We start from the raw sequence: 22,523 nt of genomic DNA, 5'->3' as shown, positions 1-22,523 counted from the left end.
ACCCTTTGTTATGCAGCGGTATGTCGGGGACCGCCGGGAGTTAGCCGGCGCACGACCGGCGAAAGTAACCTGACGGAACGAGGGTCCCGTGGGGCAAGATCGCGATGGGAGACTCCCGGCCCTGGGAGTGCTCTGAGGTGGACGATAGCAGGACCTCGACCTGGAGAGGGGGCCAGCCCGACTCCGGGCGACGCAGCGGGCACCTGTCCGGTGGCCAGCACACCGGTCGAGTAGAGAGCCTCCTGATTTGCGGGTAGAAGCCCTCTACAGGCCGGTAGGGAGGCGTTTTCTGGCACTGGAACACGAACCCGTCGACCAAATGCGGTGGTTACTCGCAGAAATCCCTTCTTTCGCGGACCCCGAAATCTTCGCGTCGGACGGGCTGCAAGCAACCTAGTCCAGTCGGTACGTGGTCGGTAGTCGGTCGGTATCTCGCCAGCAACCGGTTGCAGTCGGGTACAGTTCGGGTGCGAGTTGGTGAAAATTACTAATGGGGTAGTCCCGGGCTACTGGTCCATGGCATCTGACAAGGCCAACGCTGACGAACAGACTGGCGGAGTAAGCAGGCGTGAAGCGCTCCGATTCCTGGGGACGGCGGCCGCTTCGGCGGCGACGCTCGGGGCGTTCGGCTCGACTGCTTCGGCGGCGCCTAACGGCGAGTTCGGGACCGTGGTCGACCTCGGTACGGAGGGACTCTCGTCGGGTGACGAGATCGACCCGTACATCGACGAGTTCTTCGTGAGCGGTAACGAGGTCCATATTCCCCCGGGCGAGTACGAGTGGAACGGTACCCTCTCCGGTCCGGACGAGGGTGACGCCGCCCTCGTCGGCGACGGCGAGATCGGCGACGTCGTCTTCAGGGTAAACAGCACCTTAGGCGGCGAATTCGCACACGGGAGCGGGACGGTCCTGTTCCAGAACGTGACATTCCGCGGTGCGAACCCCGAGCCGAAGGCTGGCATTACCTTCGCCGTCGGCTCCGACGGCACCCTCCGGTTCGAGCACATCCGCGCACCCGACGGTGCGAGCCAGGAGGAGGACCGCTTCCTCTACGCCGACAGCGAGCACGCCGGCGAGGCGTTCGTCCGGAACTGCTACTGGCAGGGCTTCGGCAACAACGGTGCGTACACCGACAACGGCCGCGTCGTCTACGAGAACTGCGTCTCGCACAACAACAACATCGCGGGCATCCGCCTGGGATTCGGCGACAGCGAGGTGTACAACTCGCTGGTCATCATCGACGGCGAGGTGCCGACCGACGGAGCGAACTCGGCGAACGCACGTGGTATCCGGCTCCGCGAGCCCGGCGATCACGTCATCGAGAACTGCGACTTCGTCTATCGCGACGTCTCCGGGGCGGGCTCGCCGGTCGAGCTCCGCGCCGACGAGACGGCCGGTGTGATGCGGAACTGCCGTGTCCTGAACGAGACGGGTCAGCCGGTGGTCCGGAACAAGAGCTCCGACGCCAGCTGGTCCGCCGAGAACGTCCACATCTCCGGCGGCGGCAACCTCGAGCTGGAAGGCGTAGACGAATCCGACGTCACCCGTGGCGACGGAGCGACACCGCCGCGGACCGACTTCGAGGAGTTCCTCGGCGCACCCATCGACGCCGGTGCGAGCGAACCGGATTCGGGTGGCACCAGCGAGACGACACCGGACGACTACGAGAACAACGTCGTCCTGCACGCCTCGCCCGACAACGACGGCGACGTGGCCGAGCTCTCGCTGACGGTCTCCGGGGATGCCGACTACGGTTCGGAAGCCGAGGCCGATACCGACCTGATCACCGCGAACGACGACGGCACGACCACGATGACGAGCGTCGGCCTCGACCCGGACGCGCTCGATTCGTTCCTCTTCGACGGCGAAGTCGTCGACTACAGCCTGCCGGACGGGTACGTGGTCGACGTCTCGCTCAACGGGACGGTTACCACGTTCGCGGAGCTCGTCGGCGAGGAGCCCTCGGACACCGAGGAGGAACCGTCGGAGGACACCGCCGAGGAGCACGAGCTCCGCGTGCAGGCGTCCCCCGACAACCCCGACGACGTTCCCGAGCTCTCCGTCACGGTCTCCGGTGACGCCGAGTACGGACCCGAGTCCGAGACGGACACGGACCGCATCGTCGAGAACGACGACGGGACGACGACGGTCGTGAGCGTTGGACTCGACCCCGATGCCGTCGACTCGTACGTCTTCACCGGCGAGGTCGTCGACTACGAGTTCCCGGGCGAGTACGACGTCTCGGTCGCCATCGACGGCGAGTCGACAACCTTCGAGGCGCTCGTCGGCGAGTCCAGCGACGACGGTGGCTCGGACGACGGTTCGTCCGACGGGTCGACCGACGATGGCTCGACGGACGATGGGTCGACCGACGACTCCACGTCCGACGACTCCACGTCCGACGATTCGACGGCGGACGACACGACCGACGACGAGGCGCTCCCGAACGAACTGGTCATCGAAAGCACCGACGCGGACAGCGTGACGGCGTACACGGTGACGGTCTCCGGCGATGTCGTCAAGGACAACGCCAGCAGTACCGCAGCCGGGCAGTTCGACCGGTTCGAGGACGTCGCCCGCGACGGCAAGGTCATCGGACTGGTCCACGACGGTGCGGACGTCTACCGCTACTCCGGCTCCGTCGTCGAGGTAACCGTCGACGGCAATGCCGACGTCTCGCTCCAGGGGGTCTGAGATGGTAGAGCGCAGCCGGGAACCGCGGCGCTCGAACGAGCCGACGGAGGAGGAGCAGTACCGGTCGGTCTCCATCACGGAGGCTTCGGACGGCTTCGTGGTCGACGTGGATGTCGACTGGCAGGAGTCACCCGAGGATGCGGATGTGAACGACGCTGACACTGGGATCGACAGCACGGATCGAACCCCGTCTGGCGCGACTGACACAACCGCGGACCAGGCGTCCGAGACCGCACAGGACGCCGACCCGCTGCCGAACGAGCTACTCGTCGACGGGAGCGACACCCAGGGTGACGCGACCTACACGCTGTCGGTGTCGGGCGAGATTCGGGCCGACTGCGACGCCAGCAGCGACGCGGAGGCCGTCGAACAGCCGGCACCTCCCACCGAAGGCCGGGTCGTCGGCATCGTCAACGACGGCATCCACGTCTACCGGTACTCGGGAAGGCTGGAGGCAGTGTCCGTCGACGGCAACGTCGACCTCCGGCTCGGAGGCCGGTCGAGATGACCGACCTCGAACAGGAGTGGAAGGATGCAGCACCCCATCCCCATCCCGAAACCGACCTCGAGTACGAGTGCCTCTCGATCAGCGTGGTGAAGGCCGAGCAGTACGAGCGGCTGCTGCTGCTCCCGGAGGACGAGGACATGCTCCACGACGACGCCTTCATGGTCGTCGGCGAGGACGACCTCGTCGACCTCTCGGACATGGCGTGAGCTGACCGACCGTCTCGCAACCGGGCGCACCGGTCCGACGGTTTAGGCTGTACCCTGCAGGTCCCCGCTGACGCGGTCACTCCCCCAGCAATACTCCCTCGTCTTCACGGTCCCGTCTGCGGTTGGTCGTGTGTTACTGTGTCGGTGGTCAGGAACTGGCTACCATCCGCGCCGGCCGGTACCCGGCACAATACAAAACCGGGGCGTCCCCTCGAACCCGGTCAGCATGACCTACGAGGAGTATCTGTCCGGGAAGAAACTCGTCCTCACCGTCGCGACCACCGGAGGTGTCCACGGGAAGGACGCGAACCCGAACCTTCCGGAGCAACCCGACGAGATCGCCCGACAAGTCGCCGAGTGCGAACGACTCGGTGCCGCCATCGTCCACGTGCACGGTCGGGACGAACACGGTGAGAACGACGCGAGCAGGCTACAGGCGGTCAACGACGCCATCCGCGAGCACTGCGACGACATCATCATCCAGAACACCACCGGCGGGCAGGCGACCCTGCCCGAACGTATCCAGGGAATCCGGACCGACCCGGCCCCGGAGATGGCGTCGCTCGACCTCGGCCCGTTCAAGCGCGACCAGCACATCATCACCGAGCACACACGGCACAACATCGAGCAGCTCGCCATCGAGATGCAGGAGAAGGGAATCAAGCCGGAACTGGAGTGCTTCAACAGCGGCCAGCTCCAGGAGGCGAAACGGCTCATCGACCAGGGGCTCCTCGACCCGCCGTACTACATCAACATCATCTTCGGTGGGCAGGTGTTCACGCCACCGCACCCCCGCCACGTGCAGGCGCTGGTCGACACACTCCCCGAGAACTCGGAGTTCAACATCCTCGCGACCGGCCGCCACCAGCTCCCACTCACCCTGTTCGCGACCATCCTCGGCGGACACGTGCGGGTGGGCATGGAGGACAACCTCTACTACGAGCGTGGCGCGCAGGCCGAGAGCAACCAGCAGCTCGTTCGCCGGACCGTCGACATCATCGGCGACCTCGGGCGGGACCTGGCGACGCCGGACGAGGCGCGCGAGATTCTCGGCATCGCCTGACCCGTTCGAGCGACCGACGGTCGTTCAGTAGGTCGCCTTCTGGTAGACGTTCCGGCCGAGCTTGAACGCCGGCCAGCCGACCCGGGAGTGGCCCTTCCGCCACTGGAGCGTCGGTACCGCCTCGCCGCCGTACCGGGACTTGTACTGGAACACGGTCTCGTCGAAGTGCGCGCCCGTCGCTCCGAAGTCGTAGTACCGGTAGCCGTTGTCGAGCGCCCACCTGATCCCCCGCCGGTGGAGCACCTCCGAGGGGTGGTGCGAGAAGCAGTCCTCGTCGGGGAGGGCGGAGAAGTAGAAGTGGACGGTCTCCTGTTCGTCGTCGAGGATGTTGACGTAGGATCCGACCCGTTCGCCGTCGTGGACCGCACTGAACACGCGGACCCGGTCGGAGAACTCGGTCAGCATCGCCTCGAAGAACGGCCGTTCGTAGGGGACGCCGCCGACGCGTTCGACGTTCGCGACATAGTCGTCGTAGAGCTCCGTCGCGGCCGACCGGTCGAGTGACCGTTCGACGACCTCGACGCCCTCCTCGTCGGCCTGGCGGAGCGCCCGCCGTCGCCCGCTCTGCATCGACGACTTGATTTCGGGCCATTCCTCGTCGAGCGTGATGCGGAACCGGCAGTTCACGAGCGTCGGCTCGTAGCCCCGCTTCGCGAGCCACTTGCCGTAGCGGACGTAGCCGAGGTCGTTCGTCCTGATGGCGTGGTACAGTGTCCCCATGCCGGTCTCCTCGTCGAGGGCGTCGAACAGCAGCTCCAGACAGTCGCGCTCGCTCGTGGAGACGACCGGCCCGCCGAACCCTGGATCGACGCTCACGACCTCCCGCAGTGGAAGCCGGTTTCCGAGCCGGGTCGCCGTGGGGAGGTAAATCGGTCCGGCGAAGTTCGGCAGCAACCCGACCGGATTGCCCTTCTTCGAGACGACGACGTGCAGCGGCCGGCACTCCGGGACGTACTCCTCGACGAGGGCGAGCCACTCGTGTCGGTGGAACACCGAGCCAAGGTCGGCCTGTTCGACGAGGTTGTTCCACTGGTTCTCGTTGACCTCGTGGACGCTGTCGACCACGCTGACGTCGAGGTCGTCGCTCACGGGGGCGCACCTCCGTCGATGGCGACTGTCCGGTGGTGTACGGTCGGTTTCATCACGGTCAGCTTACTGGGAGCACCTTCTCGTTATATGGTCCGTACGTGACCCACTGCGGCCGCATTCACTTGCTAACCGGACCGAACGGCTCGTTTGACCGCCGCCGCGGCGGGCGGCGGTGCCGGCTGGACCGAAGCGAACCCTTAGTGCCGATAACGGTGCTATTACATTGGCATCACCTCCGGATGGAAGGAGTATGACGTGTCCGTACCTCGAATACCGCCGTGCTGACGACGACGTCGAGTTCGACCACGAGCGGCCGTACTGCGCCATCCAGGGCTCGTTCGTCTCGCCGATGCGGGCGGACATCTGCAACGACCGATTCGAGTTCCACCACGCCGAGGACTGTCCGGTGTTCCAGTCACACGCCGAGGTGGAAGCGGAGGCAACGGCCGAGTCCGTCGCCGGAAGGCTCGTCGAGTCCGACGGGCCAGCCACAGACTGATGGGTGACGGCGAGTCCGGGGGCGACGACTACACCATCCGATTCTACGAACCGTCGGAAAGAGACGGGTTCCTCGGGCTCTACCGGTCCGTGATGGGGCCGGCGACGGAGGCCTGGTTCCGCTGGAAGTACGAGGAGAACCCGTACGTCGCCCACGTCCCGGTTGTCGTGGCCGTGGACGAGGCCGACGGTGTCGTCGCGGCGCGTCCGCAGGTGCCGTTCCGGATGCAGGCAGGCGGGACACGGACGCTGGCGTTGCGCTTCGGCGACACCATCGTCCACGAGGACCACCGTCGCCGTGGCCTGTTCACCCGGACGACGGCCTTCGCGATGGACTACTACTCCGGACAGCAGCCGCGGTTCGCTTTCAACTTCCCGAACTCGCTGTCGGAGCCGGGCTACCGCAACGTGGGCGGTGAGCTCGTCCAGGAGCTGGTGACGCACTATCGCGTCCACGACCTGGGGAGCGTCCTCGGCGAGGGTTCCCTGCCCGTCTCCGATGGGCTCGCCGATGTCGGCACCCGGCTCGTCTCGGCTGCGCGCGCGGCGGAGCGAACCATTCGCCGGGTCGACCCTGACGGGTCGGTCGTCCGGTACGAGGAGCCGCCGGCCGAACGGCTCGCCGAGCTGGCCAGTCGGTCGAGCGACCGACGGGTCCACGCGGTCCGGGACGCGGCGTTCTTCCGCTGGCGGTTCGCCAACCCGCGCTGGTCGTACGACACCTACATCCTCGAACGGGGGGCTACGCAGGTGGCCGCACTCGTCGCGGGAACCGCCACGACGGAGCGTGGAACGGTGACGAACCTCATGGAGCCAGTCCCGCTGCCCCCGGACGGGAGGGAGACCGACGCGATGCGGACGCTCCTGGCGGCCGTCGTCGAGGACCTGAGTGACTCGGACCTCGTCGCGGTCGCCGGCGGGACCATCGACCCATCGTTGCTGCGGCGGTTCGGCTTCCTGCCGGACGACAGGCGGCCGCTCTCGCTCGGTGCCTCGCCGTCGCGCCAGATCGTCTACGACCTGGCGGACGCCGGCGAACAGGCGTGGCGTGTCGGTGGGCTGGACATCCGTGAACCGGAGAACTGGGCGCTCACGTTCAGCGAACACGACTCACGGTGACTGCGGGTCGGTCGGCGTGGGCTCGTCACCGCCCGGGTCGGACCGGGCTGAGAGCGTCCGGTTGGCGACCGACCGCATCGTCTCGACGCCGACGCCCTTCTCGTCGCGGTACCGGGCGACGAGCTCGCAGACCTGCCGGAGCCGCTCGTGGTCACGGTCGGTGACGAGGTTGTTCGGGTGGAGCCAGAGGTGGAGCACGCCGTCACGTTCGGCCGCCGCGTCGAGTCCCGACCGGACGGCCCCGACGACGGGGTCCTCTCGCAACAGGCCCGCGACCCGTCGACCGATACCCTGGAAGCCGTACAGATAGAGCGACGCGGGAACGTCGACGAGCCCGAACTCGTCGATTCTCGGCTCGACGAGCGGCGGCGCGGTCGGCCCGAGAGCCGCGGCCCTGACCTTCCCGCCGCGCCCTTCGAGTCCCCCACGGCTGGTCGGTCGGACTCCACGATAGCAGCGCATCGGGGAGTCGGCCAGCTCGGCGCGGTGTCCCACGTCGTTCCGGGGAAACACGAACGAGACGGGGTCGAAGCCCGCCTGCCGGGCGACGTCGACCGCGAGCTCGATCTCGGTCCGTGCCAGCGAGGCCGTCGTCTCCAGCGCGCCGAACTGAACGTGTGAGAACGTGTGGATGCCGAGGTCGTGGTCGGCGTCCGCCCGGCCGATGTCGCCGACGAGCTCCGGGGCACAGAACAGCTCCCGTCCCGCCAGCTTGCCCTCGCGCTCCGCGAGGAACCAGCCCGACGGTGCCGGGATGTCGGGATGGGAACCGTCGCAGTTGCTCAGGAACAGATGGCCCACCACCGCCCAGGTCGCCGGGAGGTCGTGTTCGTCGAACGTCTCGAGGGCAGCCCGCCACCCCTCGCGGCCGGCCTGCACGCGGTCCATCGGCGGAGACGCCTTGTCGTGGAATCCCCAGGCGAGTTCCGCGTCGACCGACAGTACGACAGTACCCATGTGCCCGCTCCGGTGCGGACGTACCGTTAGTATGCAGGTACTATCCGATTCCAACCGCGACGGTCCGCGGCCGACGCTGGGCCGAGGGACGTACCCCCGGCTGGTGGGCGACCGTCGGCGTCAGTTCAATGTTGCCACGGTCGTCTCGAAAAACCGCCCGAAAGAAGCGACTTTTCTCGGACAGTTCATCGGTCACTCCGGTTAGACAGTGACGACGAACTCGCAACTACACCATAACAAAGGGTAGTCCAACTGACCAGCGAACCACTTCCGGCCGACGTGCCGGTGATCGACCATCATGCTACAGAGTATCGTTCTCGATGCGGCGGGGAACCGACGACGTGAACGGAGGGACCGGCCATGAGCGACCAGAAACGGACCCAGGCGGCCGTCGACGAGGAAGGTCGGGTGGACCCGACGGCAGTGCTCGGCACGCCACCGGATGGGGAGCCACCGACGTTCGGCGACGCGCCGCGGGTGCGGGCGGGGACAGTGATCTACTCGGACGTCGTCGTCGGCGACAACCTCCAGACCGGTCACAACGCGCTGGTTCGGGAGGGGTCGACCCTCGGCGACGACGTGGTCGTCGGAACTGGCGCGGTCGTCGACGGCCACAGCACGATCGGCTCCGGGTCGAGCCTCCAGACCGGCGCCTACGTCCCGACGAACTCCGAGCTCGGCAAACGGGTGTTCCTCGGGCCGAACGCGACGCTGACGAACGACCCGTACCCGACCCGCCGGGAGGCGACGCTGGTCGGGCCGAAGCTCGAGGCAGACGTGAGCATCGGGGCGAACGCGACGGTGCTCCCGGGGCTGACCGTCGGCGAACGGTCGTTCGTCGCGGCTGGTGCCGTCGTCACCCGGGACGTCCCGCCGCGGACGCTCGCGACGGGCGTGCCGGCGACGTTCGACCCGCTGCCTGACCAACTCGACAGGAGGAACGAGGAGTCATGATCGAACTCGTCGACCCGGTCGTCGGTGACGCCGAGCACGACCGAGTCGCGTCGGTGCTGGCGGACGGCCAGCTGGCCGACGGCTCCACGGTACGCTCGTTCGAGGACCGCTTCGCCGACTACTGTGGCACCGAGCACGCCGTCGCCACGTCGAACGGGACGACCGCGCTCCACGCCGCACTGGTCGCCTGTGGCATCGGCGACGGGGATACCGTCGTCACGTCGCCATTCACGTTCATCGCGACGGCGAACGCCATCAGACACGTCGGGGCGGAGCCGATGTTCGTCGACGTCGACCCCACGACGTTCACCATCGACGTGGACCGCGTCGCGGAGGTCGTCCGTCGTCGGGACGTCGACGCCGTGGTCCCGGTCCACCTGTTCGGCCTGCCGGCGGACATGCCGCGGCTCCGCGAGCTTGCGGGCGAGCACGATCTCACAATCGTCGAGGACGCCTGCCAGGCCCACGGCGCGACCGTCGACGGCGAACCGGTGGGCTCCCACGGCGACGCGGGGTGTTTCAGCTTCTACCCGTCGAAGAACATGACGACGGGCGAGGGCGGGATGGTGACGACGGACGACGACGAGGTCGCCGCCCGCATCCGCCGGTTCGTCGACCACGGCCGAGACGGAACCGGGCGGTTCGTCGAGACCGGGCACAACTACCGGATGACGAGTATCGCGGCGGGCCTCGGCCTGGAACAGCTCCGGCGACTCCCCGAGTTCAACCATCGACGGCGTGCCAACGCGGCGACGCTGACCGAACGCCTCGCCGGCCTGCCGATCCGGACGCCCAGGACGCCGGACGGCCGCCGCCACGTGTTCAACCAGTACACCGTGCTGACCGACCGGCGCGATGCGCTCGCCGACCATCTGGAGCACCGCGGCGTCGACACCGGCGTCTACTACCCCACACCGGTCCACCAGGAACCGGCGTTCCGCTCCGTCGATGCGGACTGCCGTGTCGCCGACCGGCTCGCCGGCGAGGTGCTCTCGCTGCCGGTCCACCCCGGGCTCGACGACCGCGAGGTCCGGGCCGTCGCCGAGGCGGTCAGGGGGTTCTACCGTGAGTGACACACTCGCGGCTGGGGTGCTCGGCGTCGGCAACATGGGTGCCAACCACGCCCGCGTGTACGACGAACTGGCGGAGACGACCCTGATCGGGGTGACCGACGCGGACTCGGAGACGGCCGCGACCGTGGCGGACCGACACGACGTCCCGGCGCTCCCACAGTCCGAGTTGCTCGCCCGGGCCGACATCGTCTCGGTCGCCGTCCCGACGCAGTACCACGTCGAGACGGCCTGGGCCTGCATCGACGCCGGCGTCGATATCCTGGTCGAGAAACCGTTCGTCCACGACATCGAGGCCGGACGCGACCTCGCGGCGCGTGCAGCGGCCGCGGGTGTGACACTCCAGATCGGACACGTCGAGCGGTTCAACCCCGCGGTCCGTTCGCTGCAGTCGTTCGTCGACGAGTTCGACATCGTAGCGATGTCGGCCCGCCGGCTCGGGCCGCCCCCGAGCGGCGGCGGCCGGGACTCGGTGATGCTCGACCTGATGGTCCACGACCTCGACGTGCTGGCGTCCATCGTCGACAGCGAGGTCAGGACTGTCTCCGCGGTCGGCACGCTCGCCGACCAGCACGTCTCCGCGCAGCTCCGGTTCGCGGACGGGACCGTCGCGACGGTCGACGCGAGCCGGGCGACCCAGCAGAAGGTAAGGGAGCTGACACTCACCGCGAGCGACTGCTACGTCACGCTCGACTACCTGGCACAGTCGCTCGAGGTGTACCGGCACTCGCTCTCGGAGGTGGTCGCGGGGGCGTCGGGGGTCCGCCACCGGACGGCGAGCGTCGTCGAGCGTCCCATCGTCGACAACGGCGAGCCGCTGAAACACGAACTCCGGTCGTTCGCGCGCTCCGCCCGGGAGGAAACCGAACCGGAGGTGACCGCCGCGGACGGGCTTCGGGCGGTCGAGCTGGCCCAGCGCATCGAGAGCGCTCTCGGCCGAACGGAGGTGGCCGAACCGTGAGCGAGACCGTCCCGGGGACGCCCTACCCGCCCGCCGGCGACGAGCGGACGTTCCCCTGGGCGTTCGGTCTCGGCGAGTACCCGGTCGCGGTCTACGGGCTCGGCAAGATGGGCCTCCCGCTGGCGGCCGTCTTCGCCGAGGAGACCGGCAACGTGGTCGGCGTCGATATCGACGAGGGTGTCGTCGCCGGCATCGAGGCCGGCGAGAGTCACGTCGCCGGCGAACCGGGGCTCGACGACCTCGTCTCCAAGACCGTCGAACGTGGCGCGCTCCGGGCGACCACCGACGGCGAGCGTGCGGCCGAGTCGGCCCGCATCCACGTCGTGATGGTCCCGACGCTCGTCACCGACGGCGAGCCGGAACTCGGGGCACTCGACGCCGCAATCGAGGACATCGCCGCCGGACTCGACCCCGGCGACGCGGTGTTCGTCGAGTGCACGGTGCCGCCCCGGACCTGCGTCGACCGTGTCCAGCCGGCGCTCGTCTCGGAGAGCGGCCTCGACCCCGACGAGTTCGGCCTGGCGTTCTGCCCGGAGCGGACGATGAGCGGCCGGGCCATCGAGGACATCCGGGGCAGCTACCCGAAGGTCGTCGGCGGCGTCGACCCGGCGAGCACCGAGCTCGCCCGGCGCGTCTACCGGGAGGTCAACGACGCCGGCGTCCACACCGTCCGCGACGCCACCACCGCGGAGGCGGTGAAGGTGTTCGAGGGACTGTACCGGGACGTGAACATCGCGCTGGCGAACGAGCTCGCACAGTTCGCCGACGCGTTCGGTATCGACGTGACCGAAGCCATCGAGACGGCGAACACGCAGCCGTTCTGTGACATCCACACGCCCGGTGCGGGCGTCGGCGGGCACTGCATCCCGTACTACCCCCACTTCGTCATGGGGGAGTTCGAGCCGGACGCCCCGCTGCTGCGGACCGCCCGGGCGGTGAACGACCGCATGCCGGTGTTCGTCGCCGAGCGACTGCTCGACGAGCTGCGCGCGGTCGGCACCACGCCGGCTGACGCCACGGTCGCCGTCCTCGGGCTGACCTACCGGCCGGGGGTGGCGGAGGTTCGAGCGACGCCCGCGAAACCGCTCGCGGACCGTCTCGCCGACGCTGGCGTGACCGTGCTGGGCGTCGACCCCCTCGTCGACTACGTCCCGGGCTTCGACCACGAGGTGCTCGACCCGTACGAGCTGTACGACCGCGAACTCGACGGGGCGGTCCTCGTCACCGACCACGACGTGTTCTCGGAACTGGACTGGGGGGCGTTCGACCGTCTGGCGGTGGTCGACGGCCGACAGGCGCTCGACCTCGCCGAAACCGACCACAGCGTCTACACCGTGGGGGGTGGCTGACCGTGGTGCGCGATCCGCCGTCGGACTTCACGTTCGACGCGTACCGGCTGCTGCTGGACACGCTCGACGCCTGCGGCTACGAGAGCCTGACGATGCGGGAGTACCTGGAGCGCGACCGACTGCCGGACTCCTTCGTCGTCCACCGCCACGACGTCGACCGCAAGCCGGCGAACTCGCTCGTCTTCGCCGAGCTGGAGGCGGACCGGGGAATCCAGTCGACGTACTACGTGCGGACCACCGACGAGGTTTTCCAGCCCGATCTCATCCGGCGGCTGGAGGCGCTCGGCCACGAGGTCGGCCTGCACTACGAGTCGGTCGACCGGGCCGACGGCGACCCGACGCTCGCCCGGGACGTCTTCGGCCGGAATCTGGCGATGCTCCGGAGTCTCGTGTCGGTCGACACGGTCTGCATGCACGGCAATCCGCTGACGCCGCACGACAACCGCGACCTCTGGGACCACGCCGGCTTCGCCGAGTTCGACCTGCTGGGGGAGGCGTACCTCTCGATGGACTTCGAGGACGTGGTCTACTTCTCGGACACGGGCCGGACCTGGCGCGACGGCGCGCTGAAGGTCAAGGACCACACCATGGGCGAGGGCGACAAGCGCGTCTCCGCGGATTCGACCCACGAGCTCGCCACCCTGTTCCGGGACCATCGGGTCTCCCGTGCCTGCGTCCTCTCTCACCCCAACCGGTGGGCGGGCGACGTCGTCGAACTGCTGGTCGAGCGCACGAAAGACACCGCGACGAACATCGTCAAACACGGACTTCATCAGTTACCATGACCACCATCGTGATCGGACTCGACGGCGCGAACTGGCACCTGTTGCGGGAGTGGCTCGACGAGGGCCGGCTTCCCAACCTGCAACGACTCATCGACGAGGGCATCGGCGGCACCTCGCGGAGCTGTCTTCCGCCGCTGACCGTCCCGAACTGGAAGTGCTACGCGACCGGGAAGAACCCGGGCAAGCTCGACGTGTTCCGGTTCGACCGCATCGACACCGCCGAGCGAGAGCACGTGTTCCACGACGCGACGGACTTCCGGAGCTCGGAGCTCTGGGACTACGTCGAGGACGAGGGGCTCCGTGCCGGCGTCCTCAACGTCCCGTCGACCTACCCACCGAAGGAGATGGGCGGGTTCATGGTCGCCGGTGGCCCCGACGCCTCCGAGTCGGAGTACCGGTCGCTCCAGAGCGGCTACGCGACGCCCGACGACGTGGAGCAGTACCTCGACGAGGAGCTCGACTACCGGGTCCACCCGACGCCGATGATCTCGCCGTCCGACACCGGTGAGGACGAGGTCGAGGCCATCCTCGAGCTCATCGACATGCGGTTCGAGGCGGCCGAGCGACTGCTCGACCGAGAAGACCCCGACTTCCTCCACCTCACGGTGTTCTACTCGATGGCGCTCCAGCACTACTTCTGGCAGGACGAGCCCGTCGAACGGGCGTGGCGGCGCATCGACGAGAACCTGACCCGGTTCACCGAGCAGGACCACGATATCCTCGTGATGTCCGACCACGGAACCCAGCGCGTCGACACGGTGTTCTACATCAACCGCTGGCTGGCCGAGGAGGGCTACCTCTCGCTCGGGACGACGGTCGACCAGCTGTTCCGCCGGGCGGGGGTGACCCGCGAGCGGGCGCTGACCGTCGCGAAGAAGCTCGGGATGGTCGGTACCCTGCGGAAGGTCGTCCCCGAAGCCGTCCAGAAGGTCGTCCCGTGGGAGGAGGGCGTCAAGCGCGACCGCGTCCTCTCCGCGGTGAACTGGGAGCGGACGACGGCCGTCGCGAGCAACCAGGGCCCGATCTACCTCACGATGTCCGCGGACGACCCCGGGTACGAGACCACCCGTCAGGAGCTCATCGAGAAGCTCTCGGGCCTCACGCACCCCGAGACGGGCGAACAGTTGGTCGAGGCGGTCCACCGCGGCGAGGAGCACTACGAGGGCCCCTACGCGGAGAACGCGCCGGACCTCATCCTCGACCAGGGGCCGAACGTCCACACGAGCGACGCCGTCGGCGCGGGTCCGTGGTACGCGGACGAGGGCGTCTGGCGTGGTGGCAACGAGCCAGAGGGGCTGTTCCTGTTCTCCGGGCCGTCGTTCCGGTCCGAGGGACTGACACTCGACGCGCGTATCGTCGACCTCGCGCCGACGCTGCTCCACACGATGGGCATGACCGTGCCGTCGGACATGGACGGCCGGGTGCTGGACGTGTTCGAACCGGAGTCCGTCCCGGGGAAGACACCGGTCCGGACGCGGGAGCCACTCCCAGAGAAGCACGAGGGGGGCGGTGGCGACCGCGCGGGTGTGGAGCGCCGGCTGGCCGACCTGGGCTACCTGGAGTGACTCACGATGCGTGCGCTCTTCGACGTGACCCACCCGGCCCACGTGCACCTGTTCAAACACGCCATCTGCGAGCTCGAGCGCGACGACCACGACGTCCGCGTGCTCTCCCGCGAGAAGGAGGTGACGACGGCGCTGCTCGACGCCGCTGGCATCGACCACCGACCGCTCTCCCGGAAGGCCGAATCGCCGCTGGGGCTGGCCCGCGAGTGGCTCGGCCGAGAACTCCGGGTGCTCCGGGAGGTCCGCCGCTTCGACCCCGACCTCGTCGTGAGCCGGCTGAACCCGGCGGCGGTCCACGCCGCACGGCTGACTGACACGCCCAGCATCGTGTTCCACGACACTGAGCCGGCCGGATGGCTCGCGAGCTGGACGCTCCCGCTCGCCGACGTGGTGTGTACGCCGGCCGGGTTCGAAGAGCGCTGGTCCGGCCAGCGTCGCTACCAGGGCTACCAGGAGCTCGCGTACCTCCACCCATCCCGGTTCGACCCGAACCCGCAGGCCCTCCGCGAGGACGGTGTCGCGGTCGACGAGCGGTACTCGGTTCTCCGGCTGGTCGCGGGGGACGCCCATCACGACTACGGTAACGACTCCCTGCCGGCCGACGTCCGGGCACAGGTCATCGACACCCTCTCCGACCTCGGTCCCGTCTACGCGTCGGTCGAGGCCGACGGCGGGACGCCTCCGGGGACCGAGCCGCTGCCGGTCCCCCCCGAGCGCCTGCACGACCTGCTCGCGTTCGCGGACTGCTACGTGGGCGACTCGAACACCACCGCCGTCGAGGCCGGACTGCTCGGGACGCCCGCACTGCGCTACGACACGTTCGGTGCTGGCGCGTTGCAGAACTTCGTCGAACTGGAGTCCGAGTACGGGCTCGTCCAGTCGACCGAGAACGGCGAGCGGCTGCTCGAACTCGTGACGGGCGTCGCGAGACAGCCGGACGCGGCGGCGAAGCGCTGGCGCGAGGCGCGGAACCACCTGCTCGCCGACAAGGTCGACGTGACGGGCTACATGCTCGACCTGCTGGAACTGGAGGTGCGACGATGAGCGCGGTCCCCGACGACCACGAGTTCGCGCTGCTGTTGACCCACGACGTGGATCGCCCGTACAAGACCTACCAGTCGCTGTACTACGCGCTCCAGAACCGCGAGCCGAAACAGCTCCTCGAGTTCCTGTACGGCGAGAACCCGTTCTGGACGTTCGACGCACTGCGGGACCTCGAGGACGACCTCGGGGTGCGGTCGGCGTTCTACTTCATGGACGAGCGTTCGCTGACCGACCTGCCAGTCTGGCAGTGGTTCGACCCGGAGAGCTGGCGTCTGTTCGCTGGTCGGTACTCCCTGAACGACCACGATATCGTCGCGCTGATCCGGTCGCTCGCGGCGGACGACTGGGAAATCGGCCTGCATGGCTCGTACCACTCCTACCGGGACCGACACCGGCTCGAACGCGAGAAGCTGAGACTGGAGTCGATACTCGACAGGCCCGTGCTGGGTGGCCGCCAGCACTACCTGAACCTCGACGAGCCGGCGACGTGGGAACATCAGCGAGCGGTCGGACTGCGGTACGACGGCACTCCGGGGTCGTCCACGACGTTCGGGTTCGACGGCGAGTACGGCATCCGCCGTCCGTTCGACGACGAGTTCGTCGTCTTCCCGCTGACCGTGATGGAGACGACCCTCCCGGACCCGGATGAGAGGTTCGACCGTGCCTGGACCGCGCTCGAAGGACTGCTGGACGAAGCCGCCGCGAACGACGCCGTGATGAACGTGCTCTGGCATCCACGGTTCTTCGCCGGGGAGGACTTCCCCGGGCACGTTCGGCTCTACCGCCAGCTCGTCGAGACAGCGCTCGACATGGGTGCCTGGGTCGGCCCACCCGGGCGGCTGTACGAACAGCTCGAGTGGCCCGAGGCCACCTCGAATGCGCGGCCCTCACGACGGGGGGTAACTGGACGGTAACAATGGCCCACTCACGCATTTCACCGGCACCATCATGGACATCGAACGAGTCGGTCTTTCGGAGTGGGGGGACGCACTGCCAGATAGCGGTTTCGAGGTGTTCCACCTGCCCGGGGCGCTCCGGGTGCTGGACGACCACACCGACGGCGAACTGCAGCTGTTCGTGGGGTACAACGGCAGCCAGGCGGTCGCGTTCTTTCCAGCGATGGTGACCGACCGCACGGTCGGTCGGACCGTCACGTCACCCCCACCCTCGATGAACGTCCCCAAACTCGGACCGCTCGTCAGCTCGCCCAGTCCGAAACGACGCAAACAGGAGCAGACGAACAAGGAGTTCGTCCGTGGGGTCCGCGACGAACTGGACCTCGACGACTCGAGGACCGTCTTCCGGTTCCTCTGCTCGCCTGCCTACGGTGACCCGCGGCCGTACATCTGGGACGACGACGCCGTCTCGGTGTCGTTCACCTACCGGCTCGACCTCGCCGACCGGTCGCCGGACGAGGCACTCACGGCGGCCAGCAAGAGCCTCAGGCGTTCGGTCCGCGACGGTCGCGACCTCGACGTGTCGGTGTCCGTCGAGGGAGTCGAGGCCGCTCGTCGGGTGTTCGACCAGACGAAGGAGCGGTACGAGGAGCAGGGGCGTTCCTTCACCCTGAGCTGGCCGTACGTGAAGGACCTGGTTACCTGGCTCGACGAACGTGCTCGTGTGTACGTGGTGCGTGGGCCCGACGACGAGTTCCTCAGCGGCATCGTCGCGCTCTTCTCGAACGACGACGCGCTGTACTGGCTGGGCGGGACCCGGGCCGACTACGATGGGACGAGCGTCAACGCGCTCCTGCACTGGCGCATCGTCGAGGACGTCGCGGCCGGGAGGCCGCTCGACTCGCTCACCGGCTACGACCTGATGGGGGCCGACACGGAGCGCCTCTCGAGGTACAAGAGCAAGTTCGGAGCCGACCTCGTACCCTACCACGTCGTCGAGTCGAAGGGTGCACCGACAGCCATGGCCAAGCGCGTCTACGAGTACGTGAGACGATGACCGTGCAGGTACTCAACCTCGTCACCACCGCGGAGGCGACGTTCTACCAGAAGCAGTGCAGTGCGCTTGCCGAGCGGGGCATCGAACAGGAGACGGTCGCGGTGCCGGAGAGCTGGTCAGCGGACGGGCAGCGGTCACCGATCTCCTACGCCAGACTCGTCCCACGGACGCTGCGCCGGGCCCGGGACGGGTTCGACCTCGTGCACGCGAACAACGGACTGACCACACCGGCCGCGCTGGCACAGGTACGGCTCCCGGTCGTCGTCTCGCTGTGGGGTACCGACCTGTTCGGACGTTTCGGGGCGGTCTCCCGGGTGACGGCCGGCCGGGCGGATGCCGTCATCGTGATGACCGAGGGGATGGCTGCGGCACTCGATACCGACGCCCACGTCATCCCCCACGGTGTCGACCTGGACGTGTTCGAACCCATGCCACAGGATGCAGCCCGCGACCGTCTCGGCTGGCGGTCCGACCGGTACTACGTGCTGTTCCCGTACTCGAAGGAGCGGGCCGTCAAGAACTACCCCCGCGCTCGCCGGGTCGTCGACGAGGCGGCCAGGTACCTCGACCGCCCGGTCGAACTCGCGACCGTCAGTGGCGTCGATCACCACGACATGGTCAGGTACTACGCCGCCAGCGACGCGCTCGTGCTCACCTCGCGGCACGAGGGGTCGACCAACGCGGTGAAGGAGGCGCTGGCCTGCGATACGCCGGTCGTGTCGGTCGACGTCGGTGATGTCGCGGAGCGCCTCGCGGGCACCGAGCGCTCGCGGGTCTGTCGGTCCGACGAGGAGCTGGTCACCGGGCTCGCCGAGGTGCTGCCCAGCGAGGGCGAGCCCGGCGGCGAGCGACGGGCCGTCACCGACCTCGGGCTGGACCGGATGGCAGAACGTATCGAGTCGGTGTACAGGTCGGTGCTCGCGGAGTAGCCGCGGGGGAGGAATCCGGGAACTCAGTCGAACGACTCCGACGCCCCGGCCCGCTCGTGTGGGGTCGGCGAGTCGCCGACGAGTCTGCGGTTCGCCTCGTTCCTGTCCCGCGGGTAGCCGACGTCGACGCGCCAGCCCGCGAGCGAGACCGCCTCGACGTTGTGCTCGGTTGCGTACTCGTCGATGGCGTCGCTGATCTCGTACTCGCCGCGACCCGAGGGTTCGATTCGGCGACAGGCGTCGAAGATACCGTCGGTGAACGCGTAGAGCCCGGTCGCGACGAGCGTCGAGGGCGGGTCGTCCGGTTTCTCCACGATGGAGTCGATCTGCCCGGCCTCGTCGAGCTGGCAGACGCCGTAGCGGCTCGCCTCGGCGGCGGCGACCTCCTCGACGAGCACCGCGCCGTCCGTGCCGTCGGCCTCGAGCGCGCCCACCACGGCACCGATGTTCGCCCGGAACACGTTGTCCCCGAGCATGACGAGGAACTCCTCGTCGCTGACGGACTCCTCGGCGGCGAGGAGCGCCGAGGCGACGCCGTCACGCTCCGACTGGTGCGCGTAGGTGATGGGTCTGCCGCGGTGCTCGTCGCCGAAGTGATCGATTATCTGGCCGGCCTCGTAGCCGACGACGAGGACGAACCGGTCGACGCCGACCGAGAGCAACTGGTCGAGGCAGTCGACGAGCAGCGGCCGGCCGCCGACCTGGACGAGTCCCTTCGGCCGGTCGTCGGTGAGCGGCTGGAGCCGGCTCCCACGACCCGCCGCGAGTACGATAGCTTCCATGACAGCCAGAATCGGGAACTGTGCTGGCATTGTAACCAGGCGGGTACGGTGTGGCTCACAACGGTAGGACCCCCATTCTTAGCAGTCACCTCTCCGGAGGTTCGGGTATGTCCCAGCAGGTGTCCCGCGAGCCAGGTGGCTACGTGCGAGACAGTCAGGTCGGCGACGGCACGAGCATCGCGCCGTACTCGAGCATCGTCGACTGTCGCATCGGTCTCGACTGCCGGATCTGGCGGTACGTCAACCTCTACGGCTGCGAGATCGGCGACGAGTCGATGGTCGGCTCGTTCGTCGAGGTGCAGTCCGACGCCGTCGTCGGTGAGCGGTGCCGGCTCCAGACCCACGCGTTCGTCTGTTCCCAGGTGGAGCTCGGCGACGACGTGTTCGTCAGCCACGGCGCGAAGTTCATCAACGACCGCCACCCTCCGAGCTGCGACCCGGACGAGTGGGAGTCGACCACCGTCGGCGACGGTGCGGTCATCGGCACGAACGCGACGCTCCTCCCCGTCGAAGTCGGCGAGAACGCGCTCGTCGGTGCCGGTGCGGTCGTCACGGACGACGTGCCCGCGAACGCCATCGTCGCCGGCAACCCCGCCGAGATAATCGGCTACCGGGACTGACCCGCCCGGCAGCCCCGCCAGCAGTCTCCTCTCTGCAGACGAGCGAACCGCAGTCGGCTAGTTCTGCGACCGGACCGAGCGTCGTGGCTCGACCATCGCGTCCCCTCGCACGTCGACGACCGCGTTGCGTTCGGCGGATCGTTCGGCGTCGGCGAGGAGCTTCACCGCCCAGGTGCCGTCGACACCGGTCGTCACGGGTTCGCGGCCGTCGCGGACCGCCTCAACGAAGTCGCGGTCCTCGGTCTTCAGCGGCTCGTCACCGTCCACGTCGATGACCTCGGCCGGTGCCTCGCTCTCGACGATGTGGCTCTGGCGCGTCCCGGCGGGCTGGCTCGACGGCGGGACGTCGTACAGCTCGACGACGGTATCGTCGAGGTAGTCGACTGCCGCGACGGCCTCGCTTCCGACGACGACGAGTTCGCGCCGCTTGCCGTCGACCGGGATGGACCAGGACTCGCTGACGACGCCCGTAACGTCGCCGAAGTCGAGCACGAGCGTCACGGTGTCGTGGGTCTCCGCCGCGACGGCCTGGTCGAGCCGGCAGTACACGGTGTCGGGGTTGCGCTCCAGCAGGTACCGGTAGATGTCGACCTCGTGGACGGCGAGCGAGTGGAGCGCTCCCACCGGCCGGGCCGGCTGGCAGGCGTGCCGTGCGGTCCGGAGGTGCGAGACGGTGCCGAGCTCCCCCCGTCGAACAAGCTCGCGGACGGCGTCCAGCGCCGGGTGGTGCCGGAACACGTGACCGACGCCGAGGATGCAGTCGTGGTCGTCCGCAACCCGGACGATGCGGTTCGCGGCGTCGACCGACAGCGCGAGGGGCTTCTCGACCATCGCGTGGACGCCGTCGGCGAGCAGGTCGGTCACGACGGGTTCGTGGGTCGGCGACGGCGTGGCGACGATGGCGGCGTCGACGTCGTGGTCGGCGACGGTTCGGTGGTTGGTGACGTAGTCGAGCCCGTGCTCGCTCGCGACGCTCGCTGCCCGGTCCGGGTCGGCCTCACAGACGATGGCGTCGTCGACGACTCCCTCGTCCACGAACTCGCCGGCGATGCGCGCGTGGTTCGACCCCCAGTAGCCGGTGCCGACGACGGCGAGCTTCACGGCCGCTCACCCCCGTAGAAGTCCTCGATTGCAGCACAGACGTGTTCGACCTCGCGCTCGTCGAGCCACGGATGCATCGGCAACGAGACGATCTGGTCGACGAGCCGCTCGACGACCGGGAGCCGGGGCGTCGAATCCACCTCCTCGACGATCACCGGGTGCTGGTGGAGCGCGTGCTCGTAGTGGATACCGGTCTCGACGCCGCGGTCGGAGAGGAACGACCGGAGCGCGTCCCGTTCGTCCGCCTGCACGACGTAGAGGTGGTAGACGTGCTCGCACTCCTCCGCGACGGTCGGGGTCGTTATCTGGGGGACGTCGGCGAGCCGTTCGTCGTACAGGGCGGCGTTCTCGCGGCGCATCCGGCCCCAGTCCTCGACGTGCTGGAGGTGCTCCCGGCCGAACGCGGCCTTGAACTCGTCGAGCCGGTAGTTGAGCCCGAGGTCGACGTGGACGCCCGCCGGGTTCCGGCCCTGGTTCCGCAGTCGTCGTGCCGCGTCGGCCAGCTCGGCGTCGTCGGTGACGAGCATCCCGCCGTCGCCGCCGACGGTCATGTTTTTCGACGGGTAGAAGCTGAAACAGCCGAGGTCGCCGATGGTGCCGGCGTACTCGCCGTCGTACCGGGCCGCGTGTGCCTGACAACTGTCCTCGATGACGGTGAGTCCGTACTCGTCGGCGACGCGGCGGACGCCCTCCATGTCGGCCGGCTGGCCGTAGATGTGGACCGGGACGACCGCCGCCGGTCGTGCCGCGAACGAGGCCTTCGCCTCCAGGTCGTCGACGTCGATGGCGTACGTCTCGGGGTCGACGTCGACGAAGACGGGCTTCGCGTCGAGATTCATCGCGGCGCTCGCGGTCGCGAAGAAGGTGTGTGCGGGCATCAGCACCGCGTCGCCCTCATCGACGCCGGCCGCCCGGAGCGCGAGCGAGAGTGCCGACGTGCCGCTGCTGACGCCGACGGCGTGTTCGACGTCGAACGCGTCGGCGAACTCGGATTCGAAGGCTTCCAGCTCTGGTCCGTCGACGTACCTGCCGCTTCGCACGACGGACGCCGTCCGGTCGACGATGTCGTCGCTGACGTGTATCTCGGTGAACGGGACGTGTTCGACCATGTGCGCGAGTTGCACGAGGGGGGATGTTTGTTAGCGACCGCCCGCCAGGGGTAGGCGGCTGGTACCGTCCAGTCGTCGCTCACGTGGGCCCGATTCCGTTCGGGACACGACCGAGCTGCAGGTCGACTCCTGGCCCGGTTCTCGCCCCCTGCTCTGGGGCGTGAGGA

Annotated in this window: 21 protein-coding genes and 1 pseudogene; 17 read left to right on the top strand and 5 right to left on the bottom strand. The window is 68.4% G+C overall.

Features of this window, described 5'->3' with window-relative positions; all coding sequences use genetic code 11:
* The first annotated feature begins 516 nt into the window (after positions 1 to 516).
* The 4 genes from NOW55_RS19345 to NOW55_RS19330 all read left to right on the top strand — a co-directional run bounded on the left by NOW55_RS19345 (position 517) and on the right by NOW55_RS19330 (position 4,471).
* The gene (locus tag NOW55_RS19345) at positions 517 to 2,694 is read left to right on the top strand and encodes a hypothetical protein (RefSeq protein WP_256401765.1); all 2,178 of its coding nucleotides are present in this window, start codon (positions 517 to 519) and stop codon (positions 2,692 to 2,694) included.
* Position 2,695: 1 nt separating this feature from the next.
* The gene (locus tag NOW55_RS19340) at positions 2,696 to 3,202 is read left to right on the top strand and encodes a hypothetical protein (RefSeq protein WP_256401764.1); all 507 of its coding nucleotides are present in this window, start codon (positions 2,696 to 2,698) and stop codon (positions 3,200 to 3,202) included.
* Positions 3,199 to 3,408: a hypothetical protein gene (locus NOW55_RS19335; protein WP_256401763.1), complete on the top strand. Its 210-nt coding sequence runs from the start codon at positions 3,199 to 3,201 to the stop codon at positions 3,406 to 3,408. Before NOW55_RS19340 ends, NOW55_RS19335 begins: the two co-directional genes overlap by 4 nt.
* Positions 3,409 to 3,634: 226 nt before the next feature.
* Entirely contained in the window at positions 3,635 to 4,471 is an 837-nt protein-coding gene (locus NOW55_RS19330) for a beta-keto acid cleavage family enzyme (RefSeq protein WP_256401762.1), read from the top strand.
* Positions 4,472 to 4,495: 24 nt separating this feature from the next.
* On the opposite strand, the gene NOW55_RS20905 is transcribed toward NOW55_RS19330, so the two are convergent.
* A complete protein-coding gene (locus NOW55_RS20905; RefSeq protein ID WP_256401761.1) occupies positions 4,496 to 5,560 on the bottom strand; it encodes a GNAT family N-acetyltransferase in 1,065 nt (354 codons plus the stop codon).
* Positions 5,561 to 5,810: 250 nt separating this feature from the next.
* Between NOW55_RS20905 and NOW55_RS19320 the strand changes: the two genes are divergently transcribed.
* Both NOW55_RS19320 and NOW55_RS19315 read left to right on the top strand, forming a co-directional pair.
* Complete coding sequence (locus tag NOW55_RS19320) at positions 5,811 to 6,059, top strand: hypothetical protein (protein WP_256401760.1); 249 nt, start codon at positions 5,811 to 5,813, stop codon at positions 6,057 to 6,059.
* Positions 6,059 to 7,177 carry a GNAT family N-acetyltransferase gene (locus NOW55_RS19315; RefSeq protein ID WP_256401759.1) on the top strand — a complete coding sequence of 373 codons (1,119 nt, stop codon included), beginning with the start codon at positions 6,059 to 6,061 and terminating at the stop codon, positions 7,175 to 7,177. Before NOW55_RS19320 ends, NOW55_RS19315 begins: the two co-directional genes overlap by 1 nt.
* On the opposite strand, the gene NOW55_RS19310 is transcribed toward NOW55_RS19315, so the two are convergent.
* A complete protein-coding gene (locus tag NOW55_RS19310) occupies positions 7,169 to 8,134 on the bottom strand; it encodes a polysaccharide deacetylase family protein (protein WP_256401758.1) in 966 nt (321 codons plus the stop codon). The genes NOW55_RS19315 and NOW55_RS19310 overlap by 9 nt on opposite strands.
* A gap of 360 nt (positions 8,135 to 8,494) precedes the next feature.
* Here NOW55_RS19310 and NOW55_RS19305 point away from each other — a divergent pair, with 360 nt between their 5' ends.
* From NOW55_RS19305 to NOW55_RS19260, 10 genes are read left to right on the top strand one after another with little or no spacing between them, the layout of a single operon-like run.
* A complete protein-coding gene (locus NOW55_RS19305) occupies positions 8,495 to 9,088 on the top strand; it encodes an acyltransferase (protein WP_256401757.1) in 594 nt (197 codons plus the stop codon).
* Positions 9,085 to 10,161, top strand: a complete 1,077-nt coding sequence (locus NOW55_RS19300; protein WP_256401756.1) for a DegT/DnrJ/EryC1/StrS family aminotransferase — start codon at positions 9,085 to 9,087, stop codon at positions 10,159 to 10,161. Before NOW55_RS19305 ends, NOW55_RS19300 begins: the two co-directional genes overlap by 4 nt.
* Entirely contained in the window at positions 10,154 to 11,119 is a 966-nt protein-coding gene (locus tag NOW55_RS19295) for a Gfo/Idh/MocA family protein (RefSeq protein ID WP_256401755.1), read from the top strand. Before NOW55_RS19300 ends, NOW55_RS19295 begins: the two co-directional genes overlap by 8 nt.
* Entirely contained in the window at positions 11,116 to 12,468 is a 1,353-nt protein-coding gene (locus NOW55_RS19290; RefSeq protein ID WP_256401754.1) for a nucleotide sugar dehydrogenase, read from the top strand. The genes NOW55_RS19295 and NOW55_RS19290 overlap by 4 nt, the downstream gene beginning before the upstream one ends.
* A gap of 5 nt (positions 12,469 to 12,473) precedes the next feature.
* Entirely contained in the window at positions 12,474 to 13,253 is a 780-nt protein-coding gene (locus NOW55_RS19285; RefSeq protein WP_256401753.1) for a polysaccharide deacetylase family protein, read from the top strand.
* A complete protein-coding gene (locus NOW55_RS19280; RefSeq protein WP_256401752.1) occupies positions 13,250 to 14,818 on the top strand; it encodes an alkaline phosphatase family protein in 1,569 nt (522 codons plus the stop codon). The genes NOW55_RS19285 and NOW55_RS19280 overlap by 4 nt, the downstream gene beginning before the upstream one ends.
* Positions 14,819 to 14,824: 6 nt before the next feature.
* Positions 14,825 to 15,862 carry a hypothetical protein gene (locus NOW55_RS19275; RefSeq protein ID WP_256401751.1) on the top strand — a complete coding sequence of 346 codons (1,038 nt, stop codon included), beginning with the start codon at positions 14,825 to 14,827 and terminating at the stop codon, positions 15,860 to 15,862.
* Positions 15,859 to 16,776, top strand: coding sequence for a polysaccharide deacetylase family protein (locus NOW55_RS19270; RefSeq protein WP_256401750.1), 918 nt, complete (start codon positions 15,859 to 15,861; stop codon positions 16,774 to 16,776). The genes NOW55_RS19275 and NOW55_RS19270 overlap by 4 nt, the downstream gene beginning before the upstream one ends.
* A gap of 34 nt (positions 16,777 to 16,810) precedes the next feature.
* Positions 16,811 to 17,815 (top strand): GNAT family N-acetyltransferase, encoded by a 1,005-nt coding sequence (locus NOW55_RS19265; protein ID WP_256401749.1) that lies wholly within the window; start codon positions 16,811 to 16,813, stop codon positions 17,813 to 17,815.
* Positions 17,812 to 18,744 carry a glycosyltransferase gene (locus NOW55_RS19260; RefSeq protein WP_256401748.1) on the top strand — a complete coding sequence of 311 codons (933 nt, stop codon included), beginning with the start codon at positions 17,812 to 17,814 and terminating at the stop codon, positions 18,742 to 18,744. The genes NOW55_RS19265 and NOW55_RS19260 overlap by 4 nt, the downstream gene beginning before the upstream one ends.
* A gap of 23 nt (positions 18,745 to 18,767) precedes the next feature.
* Here the strand turns inward: NOW55_RS19260 and NOW55_RS19255 are convergent, their stop codons facing one another.
* On the bottom strand, positions 18,768 to 19,556 hold the full coding sequence (locus NOW55_RS19255; RefSeq protein WP_368407789.1) for a sugar phosphate nucleotidyltransferase: 789 nt from the start codon (positions 19,554 to 19,556) through the stop codon (positions 18,768 to 18,770).
* Positions 19,557 to 19,984: 428 nt separating this feature from the next.
* Here NOW55_RS19255 and NOW55_RS20995 point away from each other — a divergent pair.
* Positions 19,985 to 20,140: pseudogene (locus NOW55_RS20995) on the top strand (acyltransferase); the annotation flags it as partial.
* A gap of 63 nt (positions 20,141 to 20,203) precedes the next feature.
* Here NOW55_RS20995 and NOW55_RS20900 read toward each other — a convergent pair.
* Complete coding sequence (locus NOW55_RS20900; RefSeq protein WP_256401746.1) at positions 20,204 to 21,247, bottom strand: Gfo/Idh/MocA family protein; 1,044 nt, start codon at positions 21,245 to 21,247, stop codon at positions 20,204 to 20,206.
* On the bottom strand, positions 21,244 to 22,356 hold the full coding sequence (locus tag NOW55_RS19240; RefSeq protein ID WP_256401745.1) for a DegT/DnrJ/EryC1/StrS family aminotransferase: 1,113 nt from the start codon (positions 22,354 to 22,356) through the stop codon (positions 21,244 to 21,246). Before NOW55_RS19240 ends, NOW55_RS20900 begins: the two co-directional genes overlap by 4 nt.
* Between the last annotated feature and the right edge of the window lie 167 nt (positions 22,357 to 22,523).

The organism is Haloarchaeobius litoreus (genome assembly GCF_024495425.1).
GTDB classification, from domain to species: domain Archaea; phylum Halobacteriota; class Halobacteria; order Halobacteriales; family Natrialbaceae; genus Haloarchaeobius; species Haloarchaeobius litoreus.
This window is presented reverse-complemented; position numbering and strand designations above follow the sequence as displayed.

Bases quoted from the DNA above. Each gene is read 5' to 3' on its own strand.
- NOW55_RS19345 (WP_256401765.1), top strand. From the start codon at position 517: ATGGCATCTGACAAGGCCAACGCTGACGAACAGACTGGCGGAGTAAGC.
- NOW55_RS19340 (WP_256401764.1), top strand. From the start codon at position 2,696: ATGGTAGAGCGCAGCCGGGAACCGCGGCGCTCGAACGAGCCGACGGAG.
- NOW55_RS19335 (WP_256401763.1), top strand. From the start codon at position 3,199: ATGACCGACCTCGAACAGGAGTGGAAGGATGCAGCACCCCATCCCCAT.
- NOW55_RS19330 (WP_256401762.1), top strand. From the start codon at position 3,635: ATGACCTACGAGGAGTATCTGTCCGGGAAGAAACTCGTCCTCACCGTC.
- NOW55_RS19320 (WP_256401760.1), top strand. From the start codon at position 5,811: ATGACGTGTCCGTACCTCGAATACCGCCGTGCTGACGACGACGTCGAG.
- NOW55_RS19315 (WP_256401759.1), top strand. From the start codon at position 6,059: ATGGGTGACGGCGAGTCCGGGGGCGACGACTACACCATCCGATTCTAC.
- NOW55_RS19310 (WP_256401758.1), bottom strand. From the start codon at position 8,134: ATGGGTACTGTCGTACTGTCGGTCGACGCGGAACTCGCCTGGGGATTC.
- NOW55_RS19305 (WP_256401757.1), top strand. From the start codon at position 8,495: ATGAGCGACCAGAAACGGACCCAGGCGGCCGTCGACGAGGAAGGTCGG.
- NOW55_RS19300 (WP_256401756.1), top strand. From the start codon at position 9,085: ATGATCGAACTCGTCGACCCGGTCGTCGGTGACGCCGAGCACGACCGA.
- NOW55_RS19280 (WP_256401752.1), top strand. From the start codon at position 13,250: ATGACCACCATCGTGATCGGACTCGACGGCGCGAACTGGCACCTGTTG.
- NOW55_RS19275 (WP_256401751.1), top strand. From the start codon at position 14,825: ATGCGTGCGCTCTTCGACGTGACCCACCCGGCCCACGTGCACCTGTTC.
- NOW55_RS19270 (WP_256401750.1), top strand. From the start codon at position 15,859: ATGAGCGCGGTCCCCGACGACCACGAGTTCGCGCTGCTGTTGACCCAC.
- NOW55_RS19265 (WP_256401749.1), top strand. From the start codon at position 16,811: ATGGACATCGAACGAGTCGGTCTTTCGGAGTGGGGGGACGCACTGCCA.
- NOW55_RS19260 (WP_256401748.1), top strand. From the start codon at position 17,812: ATGACCGTGCAGGTACTCAACCTCGTCACCACCGCGGAGGCGACGTTC.
- NOW55_RS19255 (WP_368407789.1), bottom strand. From the start codon at position 19,556: ATGCCAGCACAGTTCCCGATTCTGGCTGTCATGGAAGCTATCGTACTC.
- NOW55_RS19240 (WP_256401745.1), bottom strand. From the start codon at position 22,356: ATGGTCGAACACGTCCCGTTCACCGAGATACACGTCAGCGACGACATC.